At 43.0% G+C, this 20,332-nt stretch carries 16 protein-coding genes; 9 read left to right on the plus strand and 7 right to left on the minus strand.

Annotation, left to right across the window (positions count from 1 at the left end; all coding sequences use genetic code 11):
* A partial coding sequence (locus tag ABLA85_RS14045) for an amino acid adenylation domain-containing protein (protein ID WP_367965033.1) occupies nucleotides 1–4,796 on the plus strand: 4,796 nt, incomplete at its 5' end.
* A 112-nt stretch (nucleotides 4,797–4,908) separates the two neighbouring features.
* On the opposite strand, the gene ABLA85_RS14050 is transcribed toward ABLA85_RS14045, so the two are convergent.
* The gene (locus ABLA85_RS14050; protein WP_367965034.1) at nucleotides 4,909–5,466 is read right to left on the minus strand and encodes a glycine cleavage system transcriptional repressor; all 558 of its coding nucleotides are present in this window, start codon (nucleotides 5,464–5,466) and stop codon (nucleotides 4,909–4,911) included.
* 246 nt (nucleotides 5,467–5,712) lie between these two features.
* Here ABLA85_RS14050 and dapA point away from each other — a divergent pair, with 246 nt between their 5' ends.
* From dapA to purC, 3 genes are all read left to right on the plus strand, one after another.
* Complete coding sequence (gene dapA / locus ABLA85_RS14055) at nucleotides 5,713–6,612, plus strand: 4-hydroxy-tetrahydrodipicolinate synthase (RefSeq protein ID WP_367965035.1); 900 nt, start codon at nucleotides 5,713–5,715, stop codon at nucleotides 6,610–6,612.
* Nucleotides 6,613–6,628: 16 nt separating this feature from the next.
* Nucleotides 6,629–7,675, plus strand: a complete 1,047-nt coding sequence (bamC, locus tag ABLA85_RS14060) for an outer membrane protein assembly factor BamC (protein WP_367965036.1) — start codon at nucleotides 6,629–6,631, stop codon at nucleotides 7,673–7,675.
* A 104-nt stretch (nucleotides 7,676–7,779) separates the two neighbouring features.
* Nucleotides 7,780–8,493, plus strand: a complete 714-nt coding sequence (purC, locus tag ABLA85_RS14065; RefSeq protein ID WP_367965037.1) for a phosphoribosylaminoimidazolesuccinocarboxamide synthase — start codon at nucleotides 7,780–7,782, stop codon at nucleotides 8,491–8,493.
* 134 nt (nucleotides 8,494–8,627) lie between these two features.
* On the opposite strand, the gene ABLA85_RS14070 is transcribed toward purC, so the two are convergent.
* A complete protein-coding gene (locus ABLA85_RS14070; protein WP_367965038.1) occupies nucleotides 8,628–8,963 on the minus strand; it encodes a hypothetical protein in 336 nt (111 codons plus the stop codon).
* Between the two features lie 298 nt (nucleotides 8,964–9,261).
* Between ABLA85_RS14070 and ABLA85_RS14075 the strand changes: the two genes are divergently transcribed.
* Complete coding sequence (locus ABLA85_RS14075; RefSeq protein ID WP_367965039.1) at nucleotides 9,262–9,714, plus strand: DUF441 domain-containing protein; 453 nt, start codon at nucleotides 9,262–9,264, stop codon at nucleotides 9,712–9,714.
* Entirely contained in the window at nucleotides 9,711–11,930 is a 2,220-nt protein-coding gene (locus ABLA85_RS14080) for a tRNA(Met) cytidine acetyltransferase TmcA (RefSeq protein ID WP_367965040.1), read from the plus strand. The genes ABLA85_RS14075 and ABLA85_RS14080 overlap by 4 nt, the downstream gene beginning before the upstream one ends.
* On the opposite strand, the gene ABLA85_RS14085 is transcribed toward ABLA85_RS14080, so the two are convergent.
* The 5 genes from ABLA85_RS14085 to ABLA85_RS14105 all read right to left on the minus strand — a co-directional run bounded on the left by ABLA85_RS14085 (nucleotide 11,860) and on the right by ABLA85_RS14105 (nucleotide 15,435).
* A complete protein-coding gene (locus ABLA85_RS14085) occupies nucleotides 11,860–12,069 on the minus strand; it encodes a YpfN family protein (protein WP_367965041.1) in 210 nt (69 codons plus the stop codon). The two genes, ABLA85_RS14080 and ABLA85_RS14085, sit on opposite strands and share 71 nt — an antisense overlap.
* Nucleotides 12,070–12,098: 29 nt before the next feature.
* Entirely contained in the window at nucleotides 12,099–12,776 is a 678-nt protein-coding gene (locus tag ABLA85_RS14090) for a M15 family metallopeptidase (RefSeq protein WP_367965042.1), read from the minus strand.
* The gene (gene dapE / locus ABLA85_RS14095) at nucleotides 12,773–13,900 is read right to left on the minus strand and encodes a succinyl-diaminopimelate desuccinylase (RefSeq protein ID WP_367965043.1); all 1,128 of its coding nucleotides are present in this window, start codon (nucleotides 13,898–13,900) and stop codon (nucleotides 12,773–12,775) included. The genes ABLA85_RS14090 and dapE overlap by 4 nt, the downstream gene beginning before the upstream one ends.
* A 10-nt stretch (nucleotides 13,901–13,910) precedes the next feature.
* Complete coding sequence (locus ABLA85_RS14100) at nucleotides 13,911–14,333, minus strand: ArsC family reductase (RefSeq protein WP_367965044.1); 423 nt, start codon at nucleotides 14,331–14,333, stop codon at nucleotides 13,911–13,913.
* A 466-nt stretch (nucleotides 14,334–14,799) separates the two neighbouring features.
* Complete coding sequence (locus tag ABLA85_RS14105; protein WP_367965045.1) at nucleotides 14,800–15,435, minus strand: response regulator; 636 nt, start codon at nucleotides 15,433–15,435, stop codon at nucleotides 14,800–14,802.
* A gap of 553 nt (nucleotides 15,436–15,988) precedes the next feature.
* Here ABLA85_RS14105 and maeB point away from each other — a divergent pair.
* The 3 genes from maeB to ABLA85_RS14120 all read left to right on the plus strand — a co-directional run bounded on the left by maeB (nucleotide 15,989) and on the right by ABLA85_RS14120 (nucleotide 20,187).
* A complete protein-coding gene (gene maeB, locus ABLA85_RS14110; RefSeq protein ID WP_367965046.1) occupies nucleotides 15,989–18,268 on the plus strand; it encodes an NADP-dependent oxaloacetate-decarboxylating malate dehydrogenase in 2,280 nt (759 codons plus the stop codon).
* Between the two features lie 151 nt (nucleotides 18,269–18,419).
* On the plus strand, nucleotides 18,420–19,322 hold the full coding sequence (locus tag ABLA85_RS14115; RefSeq protein ID WP_367965047.1) for a ChaN family lipoprotein: 903 nt from the start codon (nucleotides 18,420–18,422) through the stop codon (nucleotides 19,320–19,322).
* Nucleotides 19,323–19,434: 112 nt separating this feature from the next.
* The gene (locus tag ABLA85_RS14120; RefSeq protein WP_367965048.1) at nucleotides 19,435–20,187 is read left to right on the plus strand and encodes an energy transducer TonB; all 753 of its coding nucleotides are present in this window, start codon (nucleotides 19,435–19,437) and stop codon (nucleotides 20,185–20,187) included.
* The last annotated feature ends 145 nt before the right edge of the window (nucleotides 20,188–20,332 follow it).

Consider the following 20,332-nt stretch of genomic DNA (forward strand, 5'->3'; position numbering starts at 1 on the left):
GGGGTTATCTGAACCGTCCTGATATGACGGCAGAACGTTTTCTGATGGACCCATTTAGCCATCAACCGGGGGCACGTATGTACCGCACTGGCGATTTGGCCCGTTACCTGCCGGATGGCAATCTGGTATTTGTCGGCCGCAATGACCAGCAGGTGAAAATCCGCGGTTTCCGCATTGAACCGGGTGAAATTGAAACCCGATTGGAAGAGCACCCTCTGGTACGTGAAGCGTTGGTATTAACCTTAGATGATGGACAGGATAAACGTCTGGTGGCTTATGTGGTAGCGCACGCTGATGATGCGTTGCCTAATAGTCTGTATACCTATTTGAGTACTCTTTTGCCAGATTATATGGTGCCAACCGCGTTTGTACGACTGAATGCATTTCCATTGACGCCAAACGGAAAATTGGATCGTCAGGCATTACCTGCACTGAACAATGAAGCCTTTATTCACCAGATTTACGAAGCACCAAGTGGAAAACGAGAAACGGCTTTGGCGGCTATTTGGCGGGAGTTATTGGGTGTTGAACAGATAAGTCGATATGATAATTTCTTTGCGTTGGGCGGTCATTCATTGCTGGCTGTACGGATGGTAGAACGCTTGTGTCAACAGGACTTAGCATTGACGGTGCGTGATCTGTTTCAGTCTCCGGTGCTGTTTGAACTGGCTCAGTCATTAGGTCAGCATCAGGTTGTGGAAGTGCCACCTAATATCATTACCTCGGCAACCACGACGCTCACACCAGAGATGTTACCCCTGGTTGATCTGACTCAATCTGACATCGACTCCATTATTGAGCAAGTACCGGGTGGGCTTGCTAATATTCAGGATATCTATGCTTTGTCTCCGCTACAGGATGGTATCTTGTTCCACCATTTATTGGAAAATAAAGGGGATACCTACCTGTTGATAACTCAACAAGCTTTCGCTGACAGAGCTTTATTGGACCGTTATTTGACAGCAGTTCAACGGGTAGTTGATAGGCACGATATCCTGCGTACCGCTTTTATCTGGCAAGGCTTATCAGTTCCGGTTCAGGTAGTCTGGCGTCAGGCTTCTTTATCAGTCACGGAACTGACATTAGATCCGGCTGATGGCCCGGTGAGTGAGCAACTGGCTCAACGCTTTGATCCACGTCACTATCGCCTTGATCTGAGGCAGGCACCGTTGTTGCGCTTTGTGGTTGCACAGGAAAAAACGGATGGCCGTTGGCTTTTATTGAGGCATCAACATCACTTGATTGGTGATCATACCACACTGGATGTGATGAATCGGGAAGTTCGGGCATATCTGTCTGGTGAAGAGAACCACCTGCCTGAACCGGTTCCCTTCCGGAATTTAATTGCTCAGGCACGGATGGGGGTAAGTCAAGAAGAACATATTCATTTCTTTACCGATATGCTGGTTGAGGTGGAAGAGCCAACGTTACCGTTTGGACTAACGGATGTGTATGGCAGTGATTTGCAAATGACAGAATATCACCAGATGCTGACGTTTACTCTGAATGACAGCCTTCGTAATCAGGCCAGACGCTTGAATATCAGTTTAGCGGCTTTATGTCACGTGGCTTGGGCACAGGTGTTATCACATACCAGTGGGCAGGAAAAGGTGGTGTTTGGTACGGTGCTATTTGGGCGTATGGCAGGAGGCAAAGGGGCTGATAGTGGTATGGGGATGTTTATCAATACCTTGCCATTACGGTTAGATATAGATGAAACCTCCGTATGGGAGAGCGTGCAGATAGCGCATAGCCGACTCGCTGGCTTGTTAGAGCATGAACATGCGTCATTGGCAATGGCTCAGCGTTGCAGTGGTGTACAGGGTGACATTCCACTCTTTAGTGCATTGCTCAACTATCGACATAATGTGTCGTCGACCACTGTCGATGAAATGATGGCCGATGTTGAATTTATTGACGCACAGGAGCGTACTAACTATCCATTAACGTTGTCAGTAGAGGATCTGGGTGATGCTTTGGGCCTAACGGCTCAGGTAGTACAGCCGCTTGATCCGAAACGGATATGCAGTTATATGCAACAAGCACTGGAAAGTTTGGTGGAGGCCCTTGAACAGGCCCCTGAGACACCAATACGGGCATTGGAAATCCTGCCTGAAACAGAACGTACACTGTTACTGAAAACCTGGAATGCGACGGAGACGGCATATCCTAATTCGTTATGTATTCACCAGTTATTTGAACAGCAGGTGGAGAAAACTCCACAGGCCACCGCGTTGGTCTATGAAAACCAGACGCTCAGTTATGCGGAATTAAATGCCCGCGCTAACCGACTGGCTCATCAACTGATTGCGTTAGGCGTTGTACCCGATCAGCGCGTAGTTATTTGTGTCACACGATCATTGGCTATGGTGGTAGGCATATTGGCAATACTAAAAGCGGGAGGAGCTTATGTACCGCTGGACCCTACTTATCCAAGCGAACGCTTGACATACATTCTGACCGATGCCGCACCGACTATCGTATTGGCGGACAATAACGGATGTGTTGCTCTGGGTAAAAAAGCACTGAGGGATCTGATTGTGCTTGACCCGAATTCACTAACAGACCAGCCGGACAGCAACCCGCAGTTATCTGTGTTGACGACACGACATCTAGCGTATGTGATTTATACCTCTGGTTCAACCGGTAGGCCAAAAGGTGTGATGGTAGAACACAATTCTTTATTAAATTTATATGGATCGCTGACACAACGTATCTTTGCAAATCATGTTATTGCAAATTCTCCTATACCTTATCGAGTTAGTTTGAACGCCAGTATTTCATTTGACACAACATTGAAAAGTTTATTGGGCTTGCTGAATGGTTATACGTTGGTGGTTATTCCACAGGCGGTAAGAGCAGATAATACAGCCTTATTGCAATTTTTAACCATGGCTAACCTTGATGTGTTGGACTGTACGCCAATGCAGTTAGAGATGCTGTTGGCGGCAGATTTACGTCAACATAAAAAAGCTTTGGTGCTACTAGTCGGTGGTGAAGCAATATCAACACAAACTTGGCAGACTATCATCGGTATTCCTCAGTTAACCGCCTATAACGTCTACGGTCCGACCGAATGCACGGTAGATGCAACATTGGCCCGTATAGAACTTGCTCATCCTTATCCGATAATTGGACGCCCGCTTGCCAACACCCATCTTTATTTACTGGATAATTTTGGTTATCCGGTGCCATTAGGTTGCATTGGAGAAATGTATATTGGTGGAGTGGGGGTAGCACGGGGGTATCTGAACCAACCAGAACTGACGGCTGAACGTTTTCTGCCAGATCCATTTAGTCATAAACCTGATGCACGGATGTACCGAACCGGCGATTTGGCGCGTTATTTGCCGGATGGCAATCTGGAATTCCTGGGACGCAATGACTATCAGATCAAAATCCGGGGCTTCCGGGTAGAGCCAGGAGAAATTGAAACCATACTGACAAAGCATCCGGCAGTGAATGACGCCGTGGTACTGGCATTGGGAGAAGGACAGGAGCAGCGTCTGGTTGCCTATGTCGTGGCAGAACCCGATGACGAGTTGGTTAATCATCTGCGTAATTATGTGAGTGCTCTGTTACCTGATTATATGGTGCCGGCCGCCTTTGTCCGTTTGGAAACACTGCCGTTAACACCAAATGGCAAACTGGATCGCCGCGCACTGCCGGCACCGGGCGAAGCGGCATTTGCTCATCAGGTGTATGAAGCACCACAAGGGGAGACGGAAATTACCCTTGCAACAATTTGGCAAGAGTTGCTGAACGTTGAGCAGGTGGGACGGTATGATAATTTCTTCGTATTGGGTGGTCATTCGTTACTTGCTATGAGAATGATAAACCTTGCAACAAAACGTGGTCTGTATTGTACCTTGAATGCGCTGTTCCAATTCCCAGTGCTGGCAGAACTGGCTGCAAAAATCATATCAGACGGATGGTCTCAGCCACAAAACAGGGCCGTTACTGTACGTTCTGGCGGAACACTGCCACCTTTATTCTTTGTCCCCACTGGAATAGGTGATTATTCCTATGCTTTCGGGGTAACTGAACATATCCAGTCAGGTTATCCGATTTATGCCTTACCCTGGCCCTCTATGAATGAGGAACTGATATCGACAATGGAAATGCTGGCCGACAGAGTTATCACCTTTATGAAAGCCGTTCAGCCTGAAGGCCCATACCGGATATGTGGTTACTCTTCTGGTGGGATACTGGCTTATGCTATTGCTCAGCAACTGTTGAATAATGGTGATAAGGTCAATTTCCTCGGGCTGATTGATACGTATGCTCCTCACTGTTTCAGGGAACAGGGAACTCAGAAACATCAATTCCTGGTAGAGTTGGCAAGGCAATCAGGCAACAAACACTCTGAAGCGATAGCAGCATTGTATCCACAAGTTGATGAATTAAATTGGGTACAATTAATTGAGTTTGCTCAGAAATTAGGATTATACCCCGCAAATTTGCGTTCAGATTTGGCCGCAAAACAGATGGAACAGAGAGAAAATTATGCGCAAATAGTGAAAGATTATGTGCCAGAAACATTGACAGTGACGTTACATCAGTTCTATGCGATGGATACTTCTCCTTCTATACCTTTTATACCTTCATCTATGTCAGTTTCCACAGATGCCGAACAGACGTCTTTAATTATGGACTGTTCATTAGGATGGAGCGAAGTGATGCCAGCTTCTTTAATGCGGTTGATTGCGATACCCGGTAATCATTCCAGTTTATTTGAGGAGAAAGAAAATAGAATTGTTTTATCTCAGGTGCTCAATACGGCGTTAGCAAGGTAAGTATCCGATGATCCCACCTTATTTTATCGAATAAAAATAAGGTGGGATTTTAACCGGCGGTGTTCATGTGAAAAATCTGCTCTGAGGCCAATTCTTATCGTGGCGAGTGTACTCAAGCCTTACCATCCAATGCTTCCTGCACATTAATACTGCCTTGCGCGTTCAATTCGGTGCACAGGCGATAAAAGGTTTCTTTAAATACAATCCCATTATCATCCAGTGGATTATGACCTGTGATTTGGATCTGCAAACGAGCGGGCATATTTTCATCAACCGGATGGGTTTTTGATACCAGTTCAGCAATATTGAAATTCTGGGTTGTGAACAGATTAGTGAAACGTTCAACAATACCAGGGGAATCATCTACATCTACCCGGACTGAAACCATAGAAGGAAATTTTGTCTGAGCGCCGCTGCGAGTACGTTTCATCACAACGAGTAATTCAAGTTCAGCCGCGCTTTGGGGCAGAGTGGATTCAATCAAGGTAATCGAGTTCCAGCTACCAGATAGCAACATGATAAAGGTAAATTCTTCGCCAAACATTGCCAGACGGCTGTCCTCAATATTACAGCCGCAGGTATTCACAAGGCGGGTAATGGTATTGACGATACCAGGGCGATCTGCACCGAGAGCAGTGATCACTAAAAAATGTTGTTTTGATTTTGGCAAAGCGATTTTCCTTATCTATGGTCGATGTCTGCTATACATGTCGTTATTAAACATAAAAAATGATCAGGTTAAGGTCAATGGCATTTATGGGAGAAAGAGCATGATTATAATCTCTGTTTAATCGTCTACACTTGGTATTAACAAAATTCATTGAAATCGTATGGTTAAAGAGTTTCCTTCCTTATGACAAGAAAGTACCATGATTTTCTTGTTTGCAGTGTAAGGTTCAGTTAAGAGGAAATGGTAATGGAGAGTGGTCACTTCGATTTTACGGGCAGTATGGTTGCAATAATCACACCGATGGATTCAACTGGTCAGGTTGACAAAGCCAGTTTGAAAAAATTGATTGATTATCATGTTGCCAGTGGTACATCATCAATTGTTTCTGTTGGGACAACCGGAGAATGTGCCACACTGACTCATGATGAGCATGTAGATGTTGTACTGACAACACTTGAATTAGCTGATGGTCGTATTCCAATTATTGCCGGAACAGGCGCAAATGCGACTGCGGAAGCAATTTCGCTGACCCGATGTTTTGAAAATACCGGAGTTGTTGGTTGTCTGTCTGTGACACCTTATTATAATAAACCATCACAGGAAGGTTTATATCAGCACTATAAAGCGATAGCTGAGAATACCGACTTACCACAAATTCTGTATAATGTACCATCTCGTACTGGATGTGATTTGCTGCCATCGACTGTTGCACGCTTGGCGAAATTGAAAAATATTATCGCAATCAAGGAAGCAACAGGGAACTTAAGTCGTGTCAGTCAGATCCGAGAATTGGTTAATGATGAAAATTTCATTCTGCTAAGTGGTGATGATGCAAGTTTTCTCGATTTCATGCATCTTGGTGGAAAAGGGGTTATTTCTGTAACAACGAATGTGGCTGCCGCAGAAATGGCACAAATTTGCCAGTTGGCTCGTCGCGGCGAATTTGCGCAAGCGCGTAGCCTAAACAGCCGATTGATGGAATTGCATCATAAATTATTTGTTGAACCTAGCCCGGCGCCAGCTAAATGGGCCTGTCATAAACTGGGGTTAATTGCCGATGACACATTGCGTCTGCCAATGATTTCATTGACGCAAGAAGGGCAAATTTCAGTTGAGAATGCCTTGAAAGTGGCTGAATTATTGTAAAATTTAGGGAATTTTAATGGCAACATTATTGCAAAAATCGAAGGTCATGAAGGTTGCGGGCCTGTCATTGGTCGTTTTGCTGGCAGCCTGCTCCAGCGATCAGCGCTATAAACGTCAGGTAAGTGGGGATGAGTCTTATCTTGATACTCCTCCTCTGAAGATATTGAATATTCCCGCAGGGATGAACTTACCACTACAAAATGGTGAATATGATATTCCGCCAGTGGCTTCACAAGGAGCAATTGGAAAGGCTGTTGATATACGTCCACCCTTGCAGACATTGGCGTTACTGACAGGATCGCGTGTTGAAAATAGTGCCCAAAGCAGTAAGCTGTTGCTTGAAAATACTCCTGAATACAGCAAATTGTGGTCACAAGTGAATAGTTTCTTGGCTAAGAAAGGTTATCCGGTCAGTCAACGAAATGATGCCACTAAGACGTTGACAACTGACTGGATTTTGTGGCCACGGTCAGATGAAAATGTTCCTTATAAAGGACGTTACCATATTTCGGTTGCTCAGCAGGGTTATCAGATAGCCTTGACTGTTTCAAGCGCAGGTTTGGAACATAGCGGTAAGGTTGTTGACAATCCACTGGAAATCCAGCATTACAACGTATTAATGCTTAACGAACTGGTTAGTGGTTTGAGTGAACAACAAGAATTGTTGGCTCAGAACGGCACGCCAGATACGGGTGCTTTGGTGGTACAGAGCGGTAGCGATAATACAGGGTTGCCACAAATTATTGTCCGTGCAACATACAATACAGTCTGGAACAGGCTGCCATATGCATTGGAAAGTATTGGTATGCAAGTTACCGATCGCTCCCGTTCGACTGGCGCGATAACGCTAACATATAAGGAACTATCTTCTTCAGGTTGGGAAGCACTAGGTGTTGAGGCACCGACTATCAGTGCAGGAAATTACAAATTACAGGTAGGTGATCTGGATAACCGAAGCAGTTTGCAATTTATTAGCGAAAAAGGTAAGCCACTGACTCAATCCGAAAATGACCAAATGGTCGCAGTGCTGCAAGCAGCATTTAGCAAGACCACAGACAAATAACATATAAAGGGGCTTAAGCCCCTTTATATATTTGAGTGAAATGTTTTAGGTTAGATGTTTTGTTTAATTTTCCGTTTAAAGATGTCGCATCTCTGGAGTGTAATATGCAGAAAAAAGCTGAGTTGTATCGTGGAAAGGCAAAAACAGTGTACGCTACTGATAATCCTGATTTGCTTGTGCTGGAATTCCGTAATGATACATCAGCATTGGATGGCGAACGCATTGAGCAGTTTGATCGTAAGGGAATGGTGAATAATAAATTCAACTATTTCATTATGCGTAAATTGGAAGAGGCAGGTATCCCGACCCAGATGGAGCAGTTGTTATCAGAGAATGAATCTCTGGTCAAAAAACTGGATATGGTGCCTGTTGAATGTGTTATTCGTAACCGTGCGGCTGGTTCACTTGTGAAACGCCTCGGCGTAGAAGAGGGGATGGTTCTGAACCCACCTTTGTTTGATTTGTTCCTGAAAGATGATGCCAGACATGATCCGATGGTTAATGAATCGTATTGCGAAACATTCGGCTGGGTTAGTAAGGAACATTTAGCTGAGATGAAGCGTCTGAGTTACAAAGCCAATGAAGTTTTAAGCCAGTTATTTGATGATGCGGGCTTAATTTTGGTGGACTTTAAGCTGGAATTTGGTTTGTTCAAAGGGAAAATCGTATTAGGTGATGAGTTTTCACCAGATGGTAGTCGTTTATGGGATAAGCAAACGATGGATAAAATGGATAAAGATCGTTTTCGCCAAAGTCTTGGTGGCTTAGTTGAAGCGTATGAAGAGGTAGCTCACCGTATTGGCGTTATTTTAGATTGATGACGCAAACGATTACTTAAATGGATGTAGCTAATTGGCAATATCTATATCCAGTAAATTTCAAGTTGCAGCTAACAAAGCTGCAACTTGAAAGATGAGATATATGAAAGTAATGATGTATTAGTTGCCACGGATTACAACAGGTATTTTGTTTTTTGTTGCCAGCCTTTCTGCTGCATACAAAAGTGGTAAACCTGATTCCTGGGGCGCGTGTTGACATCAATGATATAACTTTGGGTCATAGGAACACTTTGTTCATAAAAACAATCTTTACCGCAGGAATTTTTAACTGTTTGAAGGTGGGAAGTTTGAGCCACTTCGTTTTTCACTGGAAATTGTTGCATAGCGCTTATATTACACTCTGCATCTGCTTCGTGAAAAGGTGTGGGGTTACTCCTTGCAGGTACCCATTGAGTGGTACAACCGGTTAATAGCATACTTATAGTGATTAAAAGCGCTGATTTTTTCATATTTCCTGTACGAACGCATCCTGTTTGCGAGGTATTCCCCACAACCTTTCCGCATTCACCTTAATAAAAGCATTAATATCTATCATAGAGGCAACTTGAAAGATTAAGGATATCTTAGCAACTATTTTATTATGAAAATATAGTTATTCGTTGGTATATTTCCACAGAACATCAATAGGTTTGCTTACCTGCCAAACAATTAAGCCATTATTCTGCTCTGCGTCAGATAATACATTGATGACTAGAAGCATGATCTCCTATTTTTGTAGAAAACAGGTTTATAGAAAACAGGGAATTTATGAGTCAAATTGATCCCACTTTACTTATCTTATTAGTACTGGCTGGACTTGGCATTATTAGCCACAATATGACGGTAACATTGGCTATGTTGTTTTTGCTGGTCGTCCGTATTACCCCATTGAATCAATTTTTCCCTTGGGTCGAAAAGTATGGTTTAACACTGGGTATTTTGATTCTCACAGTAGGAGTCATGGCTCCTATCGCCAGTGGGAAAATTTCTGCACAAGAAATTTTCAGTTCATTCCTGAATTGGAAATCGTTGCTCGCTATTGTCGTCGGTGTTCTTGTGTCGTGGCTAGGTAGTCGGGGGGTATCTCTGATGTCAAATCAACCGGCTACCGTCGCGGGATTATTGGTCGGTACGGTGTTAGGTGTAGCATTGTTTAAAGGTGTTCCGGTCGGCCCATTGATTGCGGCAGGCATATTGTCCATTGTAATTGGCAAATCATGACAGAACTGGATTTGAAATGGAGAACGTTGCAGGAACAAATGCAACGACAAGGACAGCGCCGTTTGCTGGTATTAAGCGGTGAGAGTCAGTGGAGTGAACAAATCGTCACTTATTTGAAAGGGGTGTTTCAGGGAGATTGGATCACAATAACTTCCGATACGATTAAAACTCATGGTGTTGTTGAATCCACAAATGTTGTTGAGCCCACAAAATCGGTTGGTTTACTGGGAAGAGAATTTTTACATGGGGTTTTTGATGCAACTCGTGGCTTTAATGCTGAAGCGTTAGCGATACTGGCGGGGACGCTGAAAGCAGGAAGCTGGCTGGTGATGCGCGTCCCTGTCTGGAAACAATGGGCTAATTTGCCAGATGAAGATAGCTCTCGCTGGAATGAGTCTGTTGGTGTGATCCCCACGCCGCGCTTTATTCAGCATATTCAATGGCAGCTCCTTACTTCTCCGCATTGTTTATTATGGCGGCAAGAAACGTCTTTTCAGCCGGAGTTATTGCCTCAAACTCAGCCGTGGAATATGCCGGATGGTAACCCGACAATCAGTCAGCAGTTGATCCTTGAACAGTTGTTACAAGTTTCACAAGGTGTTTGGGTGATCACTGCACCGCGTGGGCGAGGAAAGTCTGCGCTTGCCGGAATGTTGGTACGTCAGTGGCAAGGAAAATGCTGGTTATGTGCACCAGCAAAAGTAACAACAGAAGTTATTCGTTGTTATTCCGGAGATTTTGAACATTCTGATACTGGTTCGAGTGAACGGGGGACACAATTCAGGTCGGTCGATAACTTACTGAAATTTCTTCGACTAAAAGAATGTCAGAGCACAGACAACAATATCACAGAGCAGAAGATAGCAGCGGACTGGCTTTTAATTGATGAGGCGGCTGCAATTCCAATTCCACAGTTAACGGAACTTATTCGGCATTTTCCACGTGTGTTATTAACCACGACTGTACAGGGTTATGAAGGAACCGGACGAGGATTTTTATTGAAATTCTGTTCTGCTTTACCCGATTGTCATATCAGAGAGCTGAAAACACCAATGCGTTGGGCCGAAAATGATCCATTAGAAACATGGCTGGATAGTGCATTGTTATTTGATAACGGTATTGATGATAGCCGATTATTGTCTCAACAAGTGCCTCATTTTGATATTGAAAAAAACTTATCCTTCAATTTCATTGAACAAGCAACGTGGCTACAGCAACCTTGGTTATTGCGCCAGTTCTATGGGTTATTAACAAGTGCCCATTATCGAACTTCCCCCCTTGATTTGCGTCGTTTGTTGGATGGCAATGGAATGACATTTCTGGCTGCTATGTCTTCTTGTGTTGTGTATGATAACCCACAACTGATTGGTGCACTGTGGATGGTGAATGAAGGAGGGTTGTCACCGGCACTGGCGCATGAGATATGGGCTGGCCGCCGTCGTCCAAGGGGAAATCTGGTGGCTCAATCGCTGGCTGCGCACAGTGGTTTTCCTCTGGCTGCTACAATGCGGTCACAAAGAGTCAGTCGCATTGCTGTACAAGCACAATATCGTCGTCTTGGCATCGCGCAGGGGTTGATTACTCAACAATGTCAGGCCGCACACGAGCAAAATCTGGACTTCTTGTCGGTCAGTTTTGGTTACACTGCTGAACTTTGGGCACTTTGGCAAAAGTGCGGTTTTCGGTTAGTGCGGATGGGAACACACCTTGAAGCGAGCAGTGGTTGCTATACCGCGATGGCAATTTTGCCGTTGAGTGAACAAGGGATGTGGCTTGCTCAGTCTGCACAGCAACAATTATCCCGTGATGCGAATTGGTTGGAGCCATTAATTGGGTTTGTTTTGCCTATTGCGCATCAAGATGATAGCCAACTTAATGAGAATGATTGGCAAGAACTGGCTGGTTTTGCATTTGCACATCGTCCTTTATCCGCTTCTTATTTTGCTTTGCAACGCTTATTGTTAGCAAATGATCTGGCTCTGCCTGCATTGAGAAAACATCTCCAACAGAAGATAGATATTGAGCAATGTGTGAGTGATTTGTCTTTGAATGGACGTAAGGCGTTGTTAAAACGGTGGCGAGAAGAGACAGCAAGTGCATTGGCAAGTATTGATGAAATACTTGCCAGGCAATGGGAAGGTCGGGTTATTTCTTGTGATTTGTCTTCTTGCCATCCGTTTGAGGCCAGTCGTCCTCATCATCCCATGCAGCGTTAAGATCCCGGTGAGGAGGGAGTTCAGGTTTGTTATCCAAAAAACGCTTTGTATTGATACGGCTCAGTTCTTTTATCGCATTGATAATAATACCTGCGAGTAACAACAGAATTACCCACCAATAATCCGTTAGCCAGTGCATAACAGGCTCCTCTGATATTGTGATTGACCTTAAACCTCTTCTGTTATTTTGATATATTTTTCAAAAATATAGGAGAGGTTTCCAGTCAACCAGTTAACGCCGGCAATGTCACGATCCTGCCAAACATCTAATAAAATTTGCTCATTGAATAAACATTCGGCTTCGTGAGATAGCGGCCAGTAACTAATATGCCATGGTTCATAAGCTACACCTCGCACCGTGGCATGGGTAAATGGCCGATAGAAATCATAGCGTGACATATTTTCTGTTAACCAATGTGATAGTGGTTCAAAATAACCACCATCTTCATATTCCCACGGTTCCAATAATAACTGTTTGCCTTGTGGTAACAGAAAAGGATCATAAATATCCAGCTCAGTTCCCCAATGATGACGGCTGGCTCCCGGTAAGGCAGACCAACGGAGAATAGCTTCGCAAATTTCTCCTTCAGTCATTTGAGTAATATCAAGAAGCTGGCTGTTGACATCTAATACCGGTCGTTGACCGCGAAATTTTTCATTCCAGATAGTTTGTTGGCGTGTGAAATCACGAAAAGAACTGGCGGGCTGTAACTTAAAACCTGCTCTGGCAGCGTCTCGTTGCATAGCAAGGAATGCTTTGGTGGCGTCAAATTGTAAGCGATGATTACCAGATAGTGTCACCAAGTGATCTGTTGATACACCCGTCAGCATTTCAGGCGTCATCATTTGATTAATTGCTCCATGATACGTTGATAGATCAGGCTTAATTCCTGTAAATCAGACAGGCTGACACACTCATTTGTTTTGTGAATAGTTGCATTAATAGGCCCCAATTCCACAACCTGCCCGCCCATTTGGGCAATAAAACGTCCATCAGATGTGCCGCCGCTTGTCGATAATTCTGGCTGATATCCGCAATAATGTTTGATGGCTTCAACCGTAACATCAACAAGTTCTCCTTTACAGGTCAGGAAAGGCTGACCGGATAACCACCATTCGATTTCATGTGTTAGCTCATATTTTTTCAGCATGTCTTCGACCAGCTGGCGGATCTCGGTGTCTGTCAGCTCGGTACTAAAACGGAAATTAAACTGAACCTGCAATTTACCCGGTATGACATTATTGCTTCCCGTACCTGCCAGAATATTCACGATTTGCATACTGGTGGCAGGGAAGAATTCATTACCGTCGTCCCATTGAGTGTTAACTAACTCCTGTAGGAAGGGGAGGGAATGGTGAATAGGATTATCAGCGAATTGAGGATATGCAACATGCCCTTGAACACCGTGAATGGTTACATTGGCGGTCAGGGAACCACGGCGTCCATTTTTGATCGTATCACCGAGACGTTTCTGGCTGGAAGGCTCGCCCACCAGGCAATAATCCAGTCGTTCATGGCGTGACATTAATGTTTCAACAACTTTGACAGTGCCATTTACTGCATTAGCTTCTTCATCTGATGTAATCAAAAAAGCAAGGCGGCCCTGATGATTAGGGTTATCAGTAACAAAGCGTTCTGCTGCAACTACCATCGCAGCCAGGGAGCCTTTCATATCTGTTGCACCACGGCCATACAACATACCGTCACGGATAATTGGCTCGAATGGTGGGCTTTGCCATTCTGAGGTATCACCCGCGGGGACAACGTCAGTATGCCCTGCGAGGGCGAAGGTTACCCCGCTTCCACGATAGGCCCAGAAATTCAGAGTATCACCGAAAGGCATCCTTTCTATTGTAAACCCCACATTTTGCAGACGTTGGATCAAAAGTTCCTGACAGCCCTGATCATCGGGGCTGACGGAAGGCCGCTTAATTAATTCCTGGGTCAGTTCAATCACTGGACAAGTCATTAGTAAGCCCTTATTTAGCCGTAAGAGAACAGTCATGAGAAAAAAACTGTTGGTATTGTTCAGCCTTGAAACCCAGTAAGTAGCTTTCTGTTGCTGATGGTTTTGAGGTTACTGATTTTGAAACTAACAGTGGGCGTTTAATGATAGCGGGCTGTTCCAGCATCAGTGACTTAGCTGTTTCAGCGTTGTTGATAATGGATTTCTGCTCATCAGTCAATTTGCGCCAGGTTGTGCCACGAGTATTCAGTAAAGCTTCCCAACCTACTTGTTCAATGAATATTTGCAGTAGTTCCGGGGATAAGCCATCAACACGGTAATCATGGAATTGATATGGGATCTCTTGATCTTCTAACCAACGACGTGCTTTCTTCACCGTATCGCAATTTTTGATACCGTACAGAGTGAATGTTTTTTGAGGAGTGGTATCTGACATTATGAGATCCTTAATTTTGTTTACACATCCGGCATATACTTGTCATCTGCCAGGTTGCCGCTTTGCTGGTCGCATCTTGAAGTTCATTGGGTATGATGCGGCAAATTTGCCATTTTATCCAGATAACACGAACCTTTCATATACTCTGGTTGAATTAAACTCTGTATTTTACCTGGTTGTTTGTCAAAGTTTGTCAAATAGTGTTTTGTTTGCTTATACTCATTCAACAACATACGGTAATTTAAGAACCATTAGGCATAATTTCCATATATATATTTCATAAATAAATTAATTACAAAATATTAGTTTCGAATAAATACAATAATTGTATTTATTATAATATAATTGACTATGAATTATATTGAATTAATTATAATTAACTTTTATCTGATTTAATTCACAATTTCCCTGATTTTTATCAACAGGGAAATTGTGTCTCTCTATTATAGAGATTGACTATCAAGTGTTATATTAAATCTGCTTTTCTATGTTTCAGATAGATGATGGTAGCTTCGAGACGGGAACGGGATTTAAGTTTTTTCAATAGGTTACGAGTATGAACTTTCACAGTCTCTTCTGAGATAAAAAGAAAATCAGCAATTTCTTTATTCGTCATTCCTTCTGAGATTTCTTTTAAAACGTCTAATTCACGTTTAGTTAATTTTGATAAAGGATCAACATAAAGATGACGAGTAGATAAATATTGGTAAACTTTTTCACTGTATACTGCTTGCCCACTTACCGCTTTTTTTATGTTAACCAGCAGGGGGGATAGTTCAATATCTTTTAATAAATAACCATTCGCACCTGCATCAACAGCATCATAAACATCGCTTCGGCTAGCTGAATCAGAAAGTACCAGAACGTAGGAATCAAGCCCTTTGCGGCGAAGCGACTTAATCGTATCAATCCCGGAAAAGCCGTTGATTTCCAAACCCATTAAAATAATATCTGGTTTTATTTGACAAGCGATATTAATGGCATCTTCGCCGTTATCTGTCTCAGCAGTCACAATGAGTTCGCGCTCTGATTCAATCAACCCTTTTAAACCATGACGAATGATAGGATGATTATCGACTATCATGACTGTATGATTATGCATGTTCCTTCTCCCATAATAGAAATGCAGATCTTATGTTTTGATAAAACATAAAAAAAACAGAATTCTGCTTTATGTTAAATAGCTGTGTGATTTTTATGGAGTATATTGAATCATCTATAATAGAGATCCTGAAAATATATCCTGATATAAAAAAAGAAATATCGCAAACAGGTTTATTCATTTAGGTGAAATAAAATTCACAAGCGTAAGAAAATGAGTTTCCCTAATTGCTAATAATTTTCTAAATCAAATGACTACGATTATTTTATAGATTAAGTTTTGTTTTTGTAAACTCATTTTAAGTTGTTTCTTAGATGTCTCTCTTAATTAATTTAGTGAGTTATTAATGAATGGAAAATGGGAATACCTCTATATGAGTATAATTGAGGTATTTCTATATAATATTGGCTAATATGAAACCATTAATAGATCATTTTATGATCGGGCATTCGGTGGCTATTAACAAAAATATTGTTAGTATCATGATCTAACCTTCCTTAACTATTATACTGAGCAGATTTTTACTTAGACATGACTCACAAAGGATCAGACGATGGACGAAAAATTAAAACAAAGTGCCCTTGATTTTCATGAATTCCCGCAACCGGGGAAAATCACTGTTACTCCGACTAAGCCGCTGACTACACAGCGTGATTTAGCGTTAGCATATTCGCCAGGTGTCGCAGCTCCTTGTCTTGAAATAGCAGAAAATCCATTGGCGGCTTATAAATATACTGCACGTGGTAATCTGGTGGCTGTTATCTCCAATGGTAGTGCTGTATTGGGGTTGGGTAATATCGGGGCACTGGCGGGTAAACCTGTCATGGAAGGAAAGGGGGTGCTATTTAAAAAATTCTCCGGCATTGATGTTTTTGACATTGAAATTGATGAGTCCAATCCTGATAAATTAATCGATATCATTGCGGCGTTGGAGCCGACTTTTGGTGGTATCAACCTTGAAGACATCAAAGCGCCAGAATGTTTCTACATTGAACAGAAACTTCGTGAGCGGATGAAAATTCCTGTATTCCATGATGACCAGCATGGTACGGCAATTATCTGTACTGCGGCAGTACTTAACGGGCTGCGCGTTGTTAATAAAGATATCAGTAAAGTACGTATGGTGGTGTCTGGTGCGGGTGCGGCATCCATTGCCTGTATGAATCTGCTGGTGGCTTTGGGCTTAAAACGTGAAAATATTGTCGTTTGTGACTCGAAAGGTGTTATCTATCGTGGTCGCGAAGAAAACATGGAAAAAACCAAAGCTGATTATGCTATTGAAGATAACGGTAGCCGCACACTTGCTGATGTCATTCCCGATGCTGATATTTTCCTCGGATGTTCCGGGCCGGGTGTTCTGACACCAGAGATGGTCAAAACTATGGCGAAAGATCCACTCATTATGGCTTTGGCAAATCCAGAACCTGAGATCTTGCCACCACTGGCAAAAGCTGTGCGTCCTGACGCAATTATTTGTACAGGCCGTTCTGATTATCCTAATCAAGTTAACAACGTACTCTGCTTCCCATTCATCTTCCGTGGTGCACTGGATGTTGGTGCAACAACCATTAATGAAGAGATGAAGCTGGCCTGTGTACATGCAATTGCAGATCTGGCATTGGCTGAACAGAGTCAGGAAGTTGCTTCTGCATATGGCGATCAGGATCTGTTCTTTGGCCCTGAATACATCATACCGAAGCCATTTGATCCACGACTGATTGTAAAAATTGCGCCTGCTGTAGCGAAAGCAGCGATGGACTCTGGTGTTGCAACACGTCCTATTACTGATTTTGGCGCTTATATTGAAAAACTGAGTGAGTTTGTCTACAAAACCAACTTATTTATGAAGCCGATTTTCGCTCAGGCGAAAAAAGAGAAGAAACGCATTGTATTGGCGGAAGGGGAAGATATTCGGGTGCTGCATGCAACTCAGGAACTCGTATCTCTCGGATTGGCATTCCCTGTTCTGATTGGTCGCCCAAGTGTGATTGAGATGCGTATCAAAAAGCAAGGGCTTCACATTGAAGCCGGTAAAGATTTTGAAGTGGTCAACAACGAAAATGACCCACGCTTCAAAGAATACTGGCAGGAATATTACCAACTGATGAAACGTCGTGGTGTTTCTCAGGAACAGGCTCGTCGCGCAGTGATTGGTAATCCGACATTGATCGGGGCCATCATGGTACATCGTGGTGAAGCGGATGGCCTAATTTGTGGTACGGTTGGCAGCTATGGTGAACACTACCAAGTGATAAAAGATGTCTTTGGTTTCCGTCAAGGGGCGTGCACAGCCGGTGCAATGAATGCCTTATTGTTGCCAATGGGGAATACCTTTATTGCTGACACTTATGTTAATGAAGATCCAACTCCAGAGGAATTGGCTGAAATCACACTGATGGCGGCTGAAACTGTACGTCGCTTCGGTATTGAACCAAAGGTTGCTTTATTATCGCGTTCCAGTTTTGGTTCTTCTGATTGTGCTTCTGCACAAAAAATGCGTAAGACGCTGGAACTGGTACAGCAAATGGCTCCGTCACTGGAAATTGACGGTGAAATGCATGGGGATGCAGCCTTAGTAGAAAGTATTCGTCGTGACATCATGCCTGACAGTCCATTAAAAGGTTCAGCTAACCTGTTGATTATGCCGAATATGGAAGCGGCACGTATTAGTTATAACCTATTGCGTGTTACCGGCTCAGATGGTGTAACGGTTGGCCCGGTATTGATGGGGGTCTCAAAGCCAGTACACGTACTGACCCCGATCGCCTCTGTTCGTCGCATTGTTAACATGGTGGCATTGGCCGCGGTTGAAGCACAAACCGACCCTCTATAACTCATTCGGATTAATATTCTGGTTGAAGTAATAAACAGCATGAATAAGTAAGCAGCTCTGCCGGGCCTTTGCCTGGCAGGGTATTTTATTTGTAAATAATTCTCATTATCTATAATATGCAGGGAAATTTTTTATGTGATAATGAAGATCAATGAAAACATCTATCTGTATAAAAACAACTTTTTTGGTATGTGCTTTCCTGCTTGGTGGTTGTGCAACATCACTGACTACCACTCAATATAACTCTCAAGAAGTAAAACAATCTCTTCCCCGTGAGTTAACACAATCGGGTGTTTTGCTTGATATGAACGCAGGCAAATCTATCACTTCTGATGAATTGCTCGAACAATTGGCAACCTATCCCAGAATCATTGTAGGTGAAAAACACGATAACCCTTATCACCATCAAATCGAGTTATGGCTGGTTCAACAACTTGAGCAAAAACGCCCTCATGGCTCTGTATTACTGGAAATGATAAACCCAGACCAGCAAGAGAAAGTGAACAAAGTGAAAAGCTGGTTGCAGGGAAATCCAATAGTCAGAGATGAACGCATTAAAAATCTATTAGCGTGGCAGCAAGGCTGGCCTTGGGAGTTATATGGAAAACTGGTTGTGGAGCTGATGAAAGCACCTTACCCATTGTTAGCGGCAAACTTGGATCGTAGTGAAGTCGATCAGGCATACAAAAATTACAGGGCTGGAGATAGAACTTCACTCGTCTCTGATGATGTCAAAAAACGTATTGATGAAACTATCAAAAACTCCCATGGTGGAAATATGGATGAACTACTTCTCTCTGCTATGAGCAAAATTCAGCAATTACGTGATCAACGAATGGCAGAACAATGGGTTAAAGCACCATCACCAGCGTTGTTATTTGCAGGAGGGTATCACGCCGTAAAAACGATGGGAATACCTCAGCATGTGAAAAAAATAGCACCCAATGAACGGATTGTTGTGCTTGTTATCGCTGAACAAGGGGTTTCTTTGAATAACGAATATGCTGATTTTGTCTGGTTTACCCCTAAAGTGACCAGCAACGTAACTAATTAGTTGTAACTATCACAAGGATGTGGTGAACTTAATAAATAAAAATAGTTTTCATTTATATATTCAATTGATTATCATTATCTGCATTTATTTTTGACATAATGTGCCATAAAAAATGTTGACGTATACAACGTATCAAACCACTCACGTTGGTCACGTGACAAAATCTTTTCTCGCTGCTATCACACTTCATGCCTTATTGGTTGGATGGTTGATTTATAAACCACAGGAGCTTGATCTTGAGGAATTTTTGCCTCCACCTGCGGTTATGATGGAAGTATCACTACAGACAGAAGCAATACGTAAGGTCGAAAAACAGCCAATCGGTATTGAACAATTATTATCTGTTGCCAGCCATCAGCAGGAAAGCAAAGTTGATGAAATCAGTATGCCCAAATTGGCGGTGAATGAAGAAGCACAGATTTTAGTTCATAAGCCAAAGAAAAAACAAAAAGAGCAGGAAAGTGAAAAATCCCAGAGTAGTTCAGCGCCAACAACCAGTAGCGCTACAGCGGATAATGTGACTTCCCGAACAGCCGCCTCTTATGAAAGCAACTCGGATGCAGTTGCTGATGCAAAAGCAGTCTGGCAGGCTGAGGTTAGTGGTCATTTAAACCGTTATAAAAGATATCCGGCGGATGCCCAGAGAAGAAAACGGACAGGGCGTCCAATGGTGAAATTTACAGTTAATCAATTTGGGACAGTAATTGATAGTGAATTAGTAAGACGTTCCGGGACGAACTCACTTGACAGAGAAGCAAGGCTTGTATTGGAAAGAGCGCAGCCTTTACCCGCTCCGTCTGATGTTATTTTAACCAATGGCAGTGTTACAGTTGAACTGCCAATTGATTTCACTTTGTCTCACTAACAATAAAAAATAGGACGAATGGCATGTCACAGTATAAAACGGTGTTTTCACCAAAAACCAAAAAAGCCGTGCTAACAAAAAGGATTATGCTTAGTTTTTTGTTGGGGGGAAGTTTGTTGAGTAATAGGTTGTGTCCCTTAATTAT

Source organism: Xenorhabdus sp. SGI246, from assembly GCF_040838225.1.
GTDB classification, from domain to species: domain Bacteria; phylum Pseudomonadota; class Gammaproteobacteria; order Enterobacterales; family Enterobacteriaceae; genus Xenorhabdus; species Xenorhabdus indica.

What these genes read in the sequence shown, in the direction of transcription:
- dapA (WP_367965035.1), top strand. Translation starts at nt 5,713, where the DNA reads ATGGAGAGTGGTCACTTCGATTTTACGGGCAGTATGGTTGCAATAATC.
- bamC (WP_367965036.1), top strand. Translation starts at nt 6,629, where the DNA reads ATGGCAACATTATTGCAAAAATCGAAGGTCATGAAGGTTGCGGGCCTG.
- purC (WP_367965037.1), top strand. Translation starts at nt 7,780, where the DNA reads ATGCAGAAAAAAGCTGAGTTGTATCGTGGAAAGGCAAAAACAGTGTAC.
- ABLA85_RS14070 (WP_367965038.1), bottom strand. Translation starts at nt 8,963, where the DNA reads ATGAAAAAATCAGCGCTTTTAATCACTATAAGTATGCTATTAACCGGT.
- ABLA85_RS14075 (WP_367965039.1), top strand. Translation starts at nt 9,262, where the DNA reads ATGAGTCAAATTGATCCCACTTTACTTATCTTATTAGTACTGGCTGGA.
- ABLA85_RS14080 (WP_367965040.1), top strand. Translation starts at nt 9,711, where the DNA reads ATGACAGAACTGGATTTGAAATGGAGAACGTTGCAGGAACAAATGCAA.
- ABLA85_RS14085 (WP_367965041.1), bottom strand. Translation starts at nt 12,069, where the DNA reads ATGCACTGGCTAACGGATTATTGGTGGGTAATTCTGTTGTTACTCGCA.
- ABLA85_RS14090 (WP_367965042.1), bottom strand. Translation starts at nt 12,776, where the DNA reads ATGATGACGCCTGAAATGCTGACGGGTGTATCAACAGATCACTTGGTG.
- dapE (WP_367965043.1), bottom strand. Translation starts at nt 13,900, where the DNA reads ATGACTTGTCCAGTGATTGAACTGACCCAGGAATTAATTAAGCGGCCT.
- ABLA85_RS14100 (WP_367965044.1), bottom strand. Translation starts at nt 14,333, where the DNA reads ATGTCAGATACCACTCCTCAAAAAACATTCACTCTGTACGGTATCAAA.
- ABLA85_RS14105 (WP_367965045.1), bottom strand. Translation starts at nt 15,435, where the DNA reads ATGCATAATCATACAGTCATGATAGTCGATAATCATCCTATCATTCGT.
- maeB (WP_367965046.1), top strand. Translation starts at nt 15,989, where the DNA reads ATGGACGAAAAATTAAAACAAAGTGCCCTTGATTTTCATGAATTCCCG.
- ABLA85_RS14115 (WP_367965047.1), top strand. Translation starts at nt 18,420, where the DNA reads ATGAAAACATCTATCTGTATAAAAACAACTTTTTTGGTATGTGCTTTC.
- ABLA85_RS14120 (WP_367965048.1), top strand. Translation starts at nt 19,435, where the DNA reads ATGTTGACGTATACAACGTATCAAACCACTCACGTTGGTCACGTGACA.